This window comes from Vibrio sp. 1557, assembly GCF_033340175.1.
GTDB lineage: Bacteria > Pseudomonadota > Gammaproteobacteria > Enterobacterales > Vibrionaceae > Vibrio > Vibrio alginolyticus.
Window position 1 is genome coordinate 173,186 of record NZ_JAWOVZ010000008.1, and the last position, 8,030, is coordinate 181,215.

Consider the following 8,030-nt stretch of genomic DNA (forward strand, 5'->3'; position numbering starts at 1 on the left):
AGGATTGAAGTTCATACTGGGGGCCAAAGCGCCCTCGGTGTTTTAGGAGTATAGATGAAGCTTTCAAGCCAGTTAGTGTTAAGTTCATTAGCTGTATTCGTATTGACTGCCTGTTCAGGTGGTGCCAATCAACGTCGTCAAGCAAAAGATGACTTCGAGTATTTGAACTCCCCCAATTTGGGTGAGTGGAATGTCCCACAGGGTGCACAGCCTCAGTTTTACCCTAACTACGAGATCCCTCAGGGTAACTACGCTGGTGGTGTAGGTAAAGATGTCGACATTCGTCCACCTCAACAAGTCCTAGAGCTTATTCCCGGTGCACGTCTAGACCGCAGTAGTGATGGTGAAGTGACACTTTGGCTACTTCGTAAAGATGAACTAGATAAAGTTTGGCAAACGGTGCAAAACATGGTCGCGGCTAACGAGATTCCAGTTGAAAGCCAAACAGACTCTCGCATCGAGACAGGATGGGTGACTTGGGATTCGCCAGATGAAGAGCTAGAAATTGGCAGCCGATATGAAATCGTACGCGCTGAAGCAAATGGTCGACACGGCTTTAAGGTTAGCCTTATTGACTGGCGTGAAGGCAATCAAGTGAAAGAAGTAACGGCGACCAACCGTGAGCGCTACAATGTGTTCATGACGAACTTGGTCACCGCTCGCTACGATCAAGAAGTGCGTGAAGAAGCACAGCGTAAAGCGCAAGAGTTGGTTAAACAGATCCCAATCACAATGGGTAAAGACCGCAGCGGACTTCCTGTGATTATCGCGCGTGCGCAATACAACATGCTTTGGCAGCGTCTGCCTAATATTCTACCTAAGATGGGCTTTAAGATTGAAGAGCGTAGCCAGTCTCAGGGCACAATCACTGCGAAATATGCGTCTCCGGATGATGAATTCTGGAACGATATCGGCGTTAAACCAGTGGAGTTAGCCGCTGGTAAGTACACATTCTTACTTGGTGATTTAGGCAACCGTACGTCTATCAATATCACCGACTCCTCTGGCAAGCCAGTAGAAGAAGAGTTTTTGAAATCACTAGCGCCTGTATTGGCTGCAACAGTGAAGCAGTAAACAAAGCGAGCTTAACGCGGCGTGTTTACTTAATGATAGAAAAGGGACCTAGTGGTCCCTTTTTTGATGTTTAGATTAAATGTGTCGAGATGAAGCTGGTGAGTAACTAACGAGGCTCGTTTTTGTTTTTATCTTCTTCAGCGTAGCGCTGTTTATCCAATGTGTTCAGCTTATCTAAATCGTTCTTACGGCTTTTATCCATCTGACCAAACTTCATTTTTGCGGTGTATTTGAGTGCGGCAATATTACCAATGACCACGCTCAACACTACAATAATAATGACCCAAGGATTGGTTAGTATTTCTATCATAGAGCCTCCGGCGGCGTGATATTGTGAATAAATTTGGCAACGACGTTATCCAAATTATTCAGTATGACGTCAATCCCTGCAATGTTGTTGGTCTGATTTTGTTTAATCAACTGGCTGCTGAGTACATCAAGCGTCAACTGCTTGAGACATTGCTGCCCGACAGCGCGGTGACTAATGTGCCAAGGCTCAATCGAAACGCCACCTAAATCGTGCTGATAAGGAAAGAAGAAACCGAACCGACCAAGGTTGGCTTTTAACCATTGGTAGAACGCCTGCTGGGGGCCTTCAAGATACTCCCAAGGTTCCAACTTGAGTTTTGTGTCAGCAGGCAATAAATTGCGCGCATAGACATCAAAATCACACCCCCAATGATGACGACTTCCTCCGGGCAATGCCGACCAGCGCAAAATGGCCATCAATTTCTCTTCGTCATTTAACTCTGCTTTATTCAAAGGGCGGGAGTTGATGTCGAGAATTGGCAACTCACCAGAAAACTTCCCGTTCCAGATGGCTTTTTGGCGATTAAAGTCACGAAAACCACTGGCGATTTCCATTTTGAAACCTGCTTCTGTTGCCGCTTCAATCATCTTTAGCAGATCGTCAGCCACTTCAGGGTGGAGTAGAAACGCTTTTTGCCCCACTAGTGTGGATTGAAGATGAGAATCAGTGATTCCGGTGAGTTGCTCTGGTGTCATTGTGTTCTCGCTGATTACTTCGCCAATAGGTGTTTCAACGTGTTTTCGTACATGTCCGTCAACTTTTCAAGATCGTCGACTTTCACACACTCGTTCACTTTATGAATCGTAGCGTTAACAGGGCCTAACTCTACGACTTGGCCTCCCATTCGAGCAATAAAACGACCATCAGAAGTACCGCCAGTTGTAAGTAGCGCTGGCTTCGTATCATTGACTTCGGCCACAGCAGCTACAACTGCGTCTAGCAGTGCGCCCGTATCGGTCAGGAATGGGTCACCGTTGAATGTCCATTTTAGGTCGTAGTCCAGCTCATGCTTGTCCAATGTTTCGGTAACACGCTGAACAATTGCGTCATTGTTAAGCTCAGTACTAAAACGTAGGTTGAACTGAACATGGAACTCGCCAGGAATAACATTAGACGCACCAGTGCCAGCCGATACATTCGGGATCTGGAAACTAGTCGGTGGGAAGTAATCATTCCCTTTGTCCCATTCTGTCGTCGCGAGTTCATGAATCGCGAGTAGAGACTCGTGCACTGGATTGCTGGCTAGGTGAGGGTATGCCACGTGGCCTTGTGTTCCTTTTACCGTTAAATCACCAGTGATGGATCCACGGCGTCCATTTTTCACTACATCGCCAACCACGTCGGTGCTGGATGGTTCACCAACAATACACATGTCGATGTTCTCACCACGTTCCATCAACGTTTCTACAACGCGAACGGTACCATTGATAAATGGCCCTTCTTCATCTGACGTAATCAAAAAGCCAATTGAGCCTTTGTGGTCTGGGTTTTCTTCAATGAAGCGTTCGACAGCAACGACCATAGCAGCTAGTGACCCTTTCATGTCAGCTGCGCCGCGGCCATGCAAGTAACCATCAATAATGGTCGGTTCAAACGGATGTGTATTCCAGTGTTCCAATTTGCCAGCTGGTACCACATCGGTGTGGCCAGCAAACGCAAATAGCGGCGCTTCTGAACCACGTCGAGCCCAGAAGTTCGTGGTGTCTTCAAATACCATCACTTCAATTTCAAACCCGAGTGCTTTTAAGCGCTCGATCATCAAATCCTGACAACCTGCGTCTTCCGGCGTTACGGACTGTCTACTGATCAGATCTTTAGCAAGTGCCAATACTGGACTGTCTGTCATCCTTGAGTATTCCTTTATTTAAGAGTTGAAAATGCTAGCGTATTGATCAGCTTTAAAACCGATATGAAGTTGATCATTCACTTTTAAAATTGGGCGTTTAATCATCGCAGGGTTTTCTACCAAAAGAGCGATGGCGTTTTCCTCGTTAAGTGTGTCTTTCTGCTCTTGCGCTAATTGGCGGTAGGTTGTGCCACGTTTATTGAGCACCTGTTCCCAACCTAAAGCGCGACAAAATTCACTTACCACTTCGGCGTCAATGCCTTGCTTACGGTAGTCATGGAAGTCGTAAGCAATATCCTCGGCTTCTAACCATTTCTTGGCTTTTTTGATCGTATCGCAGTTGGGAATACCAAACATGGTAATCGACATAGTGTTTCCTTTTTCTTTGTTCTATTTTTCACTGGCGCGGTTAAGACGCACTTAAGTGATTTGGGCTGTTAAAGCATCCTATCAAGAAGCAATCAAACTGACAAAATGCGGTGGAAAATATTTTCAGATAGATTGAGATAACTAATGTCACATAACTTATTTACGATGAATGCGCTATAAATCGAATAAAAATTCGTCTAAATCAAATGGAAAAGTCGAGTTATTGATCAAACGCAACACCTCGCTGAGCAAAAACGAAATAATGAATCAGCACAATTTTAGGAGGTGTCAATGGAATTGAGTCCTGTTTTTGCAAGGCGGCTATATTTGGCCTTGTTGGTGGAAAACCTAGAAAGGCCGAATGTGCCAAAGTTGATCGAAAAAACGGGGTGGCCTCGTCGTACTATTCAAGATGTACTCAAGGCGTTACCTGGGATCGGCATTGAACTCATATTCGTTCAAGATGGCCGACGTCATAATGACGGCTATTATCAACTTTCAGATTGGGGGCCTTTTGATAGCCAATGGGTTCTAGAGCGGGAGAGAGATATCGCTAGCAGTCTTGGATTTCGTGCATAAGCCAGCAATTGCTGGCTTTTTTCATATTCAGGCCTCATCCATTGCAGCGGTAGGCGGAACCCAGCACGCTAAATGAAGTGATAAAATCTTGTGGGGAAACCATAAAAACGGTGTCCGCATCGATAGCCGCTGCATTGTTTTTTAAATCATTCATCGCGCCTTGCATCATCGCGTCATTAGTCATGAAAATGTAGTTATACCAATGGCCTTCACTTCCGGTGACTTCGCCTTTGTATTCGCATCGCTCAGGGTCGAATTGCGCGTCAATGCGAATATGAACATCTTGACTTTGAGCATGAGTAAGGTGAGAAGGCATCGTGCAACCCGTTAGAAGCACGACAAAAAGTCCAAGTAACAGGCGTTTCATTAGCTATTTCCCCAATACTATGTAAGCAGCAAAGCCAATCCAGCTCAGAACAAGTAGTGTCCAAGGCAGTTTGCTTGATGAATGGTTTGGTGCATCGTCGGTGATATTGTCTTGTTCGATAATCTCTTCATGCTGACGTTGTTTTTCACGTTGCTGTTTTTTCTTCGCTTTATCGGCTTGGCGGTTGCGCTCTTTTTGTTGTTTCTTATATTGCGCGATGCCTTTTTCGATACCTTGAGCGATGAGCTTGGTTTGCTCTTTGGTTTGCCCCGGTTTCTGCGTGGATTTGGCAATTCTCATCGCTTCGGCTTGAGTTTCTTGAGAAGGCACAGGGGTGGCAGGAGTTCTTTTTTTCATGTTTCTCATCAACGTCGCTGTAAATCTTTGTTTAGTTTACCTGTGTAAGGTGCTGAAATGAACTTCAGTTCTCATCTTTGTTGGCTTGCAACTCTGAAACGATAGGTTAAAGTGACGTTTTTATCACATAAAGAAGAAGATGTTGTGCGCTATTCGTTTGACCAATATGACGCCCATGGATTTTTAAAGGCGCCGATCATTTTATGGGTGGGATGGATGTTTCTTGTGCGTTCATGGGTGGTGTTTGCCATGGCTGGTGTAAGTCGTGATAGTGGCAGTAAGCTACTCGCTATTGTTTACCCAGATTCAAGTACGTTGTATTTAGGTTTGGCGATGGGCATTCCAAGTTTGCTTCTTATGTGGTTAATGGGGCTTCGTCATCCCGACAGAGGATGGGTAAACAGAATTACTCGCTATGGTCGCGAGATCACTTTGATCTTGTGCGGTATTCAACTTGCTCAGACCATGTATCATGTGTACCTAGAACATGGAGTGTTTAATTGGGCAAACGCCCTTACCATTACCTTATTAGCTTGGTTTATGATCTATCTTCTAAATGGAAGATGGGTAAAAGACTGTTTTCATGTGCCACAATTAGCGCACGATGAACAGCAGCATTCAAAGAATTAAAAACAATAACTTCCCACTCTGGGGCAAAGTAATAGAGGAAACCTCAATGTCACAAGCTCAAACGGCGATCGTGCCAGAAGCCGGGCCATTTGCACTGTACACTCAACTCAAAGTGAACCAAAACCGTGAAAACGTATTAGAAAAACTGAAAGCACTGCCAAAGTTGGTGGAAGAGTTAAACATTACCCAGCCGGGTGCAGCGCTGACGCTTTCTATCGCATTCACAAAATCGTTTTGGGAACACCTTAATGTAGACGCGCCAGAAGAGCTTATTGATTTTACTCAACTTGGCGAAGGTGACATCGTTGCTCCAGCAACAGACGTAGATGTACTGATTCACTGTCACTCGACTCGTCACGACTTGCATTTTTACGTGTTGCGTAAGTTCCTAGAAGAGACGGCACAAGATGTCACCATTGTGGACGAAACATATGGGTACCGTTACCTTGATGCTCGTGATATGACAGACTTCATTGATGGCACAGAAAACCCGAAAGGGGAGGCTCGCGCTGATGTGGCTCTAGTAAAAGAGGGCCCATTTGCTGGAGGCAGTTATGTTATGGCTCAGCGCTTTGAACATAACCTTGCCGCTTGGAATCGATTGAATGTCAAAGCGCAAGAAAAAGTGATTGGTCGTACCAAGCCAGACTCTATCGAGCTAGAAGACGTTCCTGCTGCATCACACGTTGGTCGCGTTGATATCAAAGAAGAAGGTAAAGGTTTGAAGATTGTTCGCCACAGCTTACCATACGGGACGGTGACAGGGCCTCATGGCCTGCTGTTTATTTCTTACTGCAATACACTTCATAACATTAAAGTGATGCTAGAAAGTATGTACGGCGTGACAGATGGTAAAACAGACCAAATGCTTCGTTTCACAAAAGCGGTAACTGGTGCGTACTTCTTCGCTCCTTCGCAAGAAATGCTCGCGGAGCTAGCCATCAAGTAAGTTCTCAGACTTCATTTCTTAAGCCCTCCAATGGGGGGCTTTTGTTTTCTATTTCTATTCCAATCTCTTTTCAAAAAACACTAAACTTTTCTGTTACTTGGTCGATAAGTACTCAAAGCCTTAATTTATTTGGAGTCTGTGTCTCGTGGCGATCACCGTTAATACCAATGTGGCAGCACTCGTCGCACAGCGTCATTTGACCAGTGCAACTGACATGCTGAACCAATCCATGGAGCGTTTGTCTTCAGGGAAGCGTATTAATAGCGCAAAGGATGACGCTGCGGGTCTGCAAATATCCAACCGCTTGCAATCACAAATGCGTGGTTTGGATGTCGCGGTACGTAACGCGAATGACGGCATTTCCATCATGCAAACTGCGGAAGGCGCGATGAATGAGGTGACCAATATCATGCAACGTATGCGTGATTTGTCGCTACAGTCAGCCAATGGTTCAAACAGCAAAGCGGAGCGCACTGCACTGCAAGAAGAAGTTTCTGCTTTAAATGATGAGTTAAGTCGTATTGCAGAAACGACCTCCTTTGGCGGACGTAAATTGCTGAATGGCACATTCGGTACATCGTCTTTTCAAATCGGTGCAACGGCTGGTGAAGCGGTACAAATTGGCCTGCGGACCATGCAGCCGGAATCTTTAGGTAGCTTTTCAATGAGCTCATATCAAAGAGTCAGTTCAGATTGGACGGTTCAAAACGGAAATAATGAAATTGTTATCAGCTACCGTGATAACAATTTTGAAGAGCAGGAGATCCGTATTGAAGCTAAAGCTGGCGACGATATAGAAGAACTCGTGACTTACATTAATGGGCAAACCGATAAAGTGAAAGCGTCTGTTAATGAAGAGGGGCAACTGCAGTTACTCATGTCCCACAAGGACGCCATAAAATACCCTGGACCAACCTTCAGTGGTGGCCTGGCTGATGAGTTAGAACTTGGCAAGTATGTCACCATAAATAGAACGGTAGATAGTATTGATATTAGCACGGTCGGTGGCGCTCAGATGGCGGTCGGCATTTTAGATGATGCTTTGAAAACGGTAGATGGCAGTCGTGCGGAGTTAGGCGCGTATCAAAACCGCTTTAATCACGCGATCAATAATCTCGATAACATCCACGAAAACTTAGCCGCTTCCAACAGTCGTATCCAAGACACTGACTATGCCAAAGAAACTACGCAAATGGTGAAGCAACAGATTTTACAACAGGTCAGTACTTCTATTCTGGCGCAAGCAAAACAAGCGCCAAACCTAGCATTGACCTTGCTTGGCTGATGAACGGCCTTGCCCGAATTTAACGCAAAACCTGCCTGTATCGACAATTCGAAAAGAAGCTTTAGCGAAAAATGAAAGTTTTTTTGCTTTTTTATCCGCTTTGTCACGATTCCCCCTCCAAACGAATTATTTTCAAAAAAATCTAAAATTTTCTCTAAAGAAAACAGGGTATGCGCCGTTAATAAAAGTAACTTTGAGAGAACTACTTGGTTTTCCGAGACGTCGGAAACCGCTACACCGGAAAATCAATTGGAGAAATCACCA

The 8,030-nt window shown here is 45.1% G+C and carries 12 protein-coding genes; 6 read left to right on the forward strand and 6 right to left on the reverse strand.

Annotation, left to right across the window (positions count from 1 at the left end; all coding sequences use genetic code 11):
* The first annotated feature begins 54 nt into the window (after positions 1-54).
* Positions 55-1,074: an outer membrane protein assembly factor BamC gene (gene bamC / locus R7070_RS12525; protein WP_005380424.1), complete on the forward strand. Its 1,020-nt coding sequence runs from the start codon at positions 55-57 to the stop codon at positions 1,072-1,074.
* A gap of 106 nt (positions 1,075-1,180) precedes the next feature.
* On the opposite strand, the gene R7070_RS12530 is transcribed toward bamC, so the two are convergent.
* From R7070_RS12530 to R7070_RS12545, 4 genes are read right to left on the reverse strand one after another with little or no spacing between them, the layout of a single operon-like run.
* Positions 1,181-1,384 (reverse strand): DUF2897 family protein, encoded by a 204-nt coding sequence (locus tag R7070_RS12530; RefSeq protein ID WP_005380425.1) that lies wholly within the window; start codon positions 1,382-1,384, stop codon positions 1,181-1,183.
* A complete protein-coding gene (locus tag R7070_RS12535; protein ID WP_085570096.1) occupies positions 1,381-2,079 on the reverse strand; it encodes a M15 family metallopeptidase in 699 nt (232 codons plus the stop codon). The genes R7070_RS12530 and R7070_RS12535 overlap by 4 nt, the downstream gene beginning before the upstream one ends.
* Before the next feature lie 14 nt (positions 2,080-2,093).
* Positions 2,094-3,230 carry a succinyl-diaminopimelate desuccinylase gene (gene dapE / locus R7070_RS12540; protein ID WP_005380429.1) on the reverse strand — a complete coding sequence of 379 codons (1,137 nt, stop codon included), beginning with the start codon at positions 3,228-3,230 and terminating at the stop codon, positions 2,094-2,096.
* 18 nt (positions 3,231-3,248) lie between these two features.
* Positions 3,249-3,599: an ArsC family reductase gene (locus R7070_RS12545; protein ID WP_085570095.1), complete on the reverse strand. Its 351-nt coding sequence runs from the start codon at positions 3,597-3,599 to the stop codon at positions 3,249-3,251.
* A 291-nt stretch (positions 3,600-3,890) separates the two neighbouring features.
* Here R7070_RS12545 and R7070_RS12550 point away from each other — a divergent pair, with 291 nt between their 5' ends.
* Positions 3,891-4,178 carry a helix-turn-helix domain-containing protein gene (locus tag R7070_RS12550; protein ID WP_005380433.1) on the forward strand — a complete coding sequence of 96 codons (288 nt, stop codon included), beginning with the start codon at positions 3,891-3,893 and terminating at the stop codon, positions 4,176-4,178.
* 34 nt (positions 4,179-4,212) lie between these two features.
* Here the strand turns inward: R7070_RS12550 and R7070_RS12555 are convergent, their stop codons facing one another.
* The gene (locus R7070_RS12555) at positions 4,213-4,545 is read right to left on the reverse strand and encodes a DUF4156 domain-containing protein (protein ID WP_005380435.1); all 333 of its coding nucleotides are present in this window, start codon (positions 4,543-4,545) and stop codon (positions 4,213-4,215) included.
* Between the two features lie 3 nt (positions 4,546-4,548).
* Entirely contained in the window at positions 4,549-4,902 is a 354-nt protein-coding gene (locus R7070_RS12560; protein WP_005380437.1) for a DUF2956 domain-containing protein, read from the reverse strand.
* Positions 4,903-5,046: 144 nt separating this feature from the next.
* On the opposite strand from R7070_RS12560, the gene R7070_RS12565 reads away from it, so the two are divergent.
* The 4 genes from R7070_RS12565 to R7070_RS12580 all read left to right on the forward strand — a co-directional run.
* Complete coding sequence (locus R7070_RS12565) at positions 5,047-5,532, forward strand: DUF2919 domain-containing protein (RefSeq protein WP_025768263.1); 486 nt, start codon at positions 5,047-5,049, stop codon at positions 5,530-5,532.
* Between the two features lie 46 nt (positions 5,533-5,578).
* Positions 5,579-6,481, forward strand: coding sequence for a Dyp-type peroxidase (locus R7070_RS12570; protein ID WP_033907102.1), 903 nt, complete (start codon positions 5,579-5,581; stop codon positions 6,479-6,481).
* 145 nt (positions 6,482-6,626) lie between these two features.
* Positions 6,627-7,766 (forward strand): flagellin, encoded by a 1,140-nt coding sequence (locus tag R7070_RS12575; protein ID WP_256900668.1) that lies wholly within the window; start codon positions 6,627-6,629, stop codon positions 7,764-7,766.
* Positions 7,759-8,030, forward strand: a 272-nt coding sequence (locus R7070_RS12580) for a hypothetical protein (RefSeq protein ID WP_318141225.1), incomplete at its 3' end; no start/stop codon positions are given. The genes R7070_RS12575 and R7070_RS12580, both read left to right, overlap by 8 nt.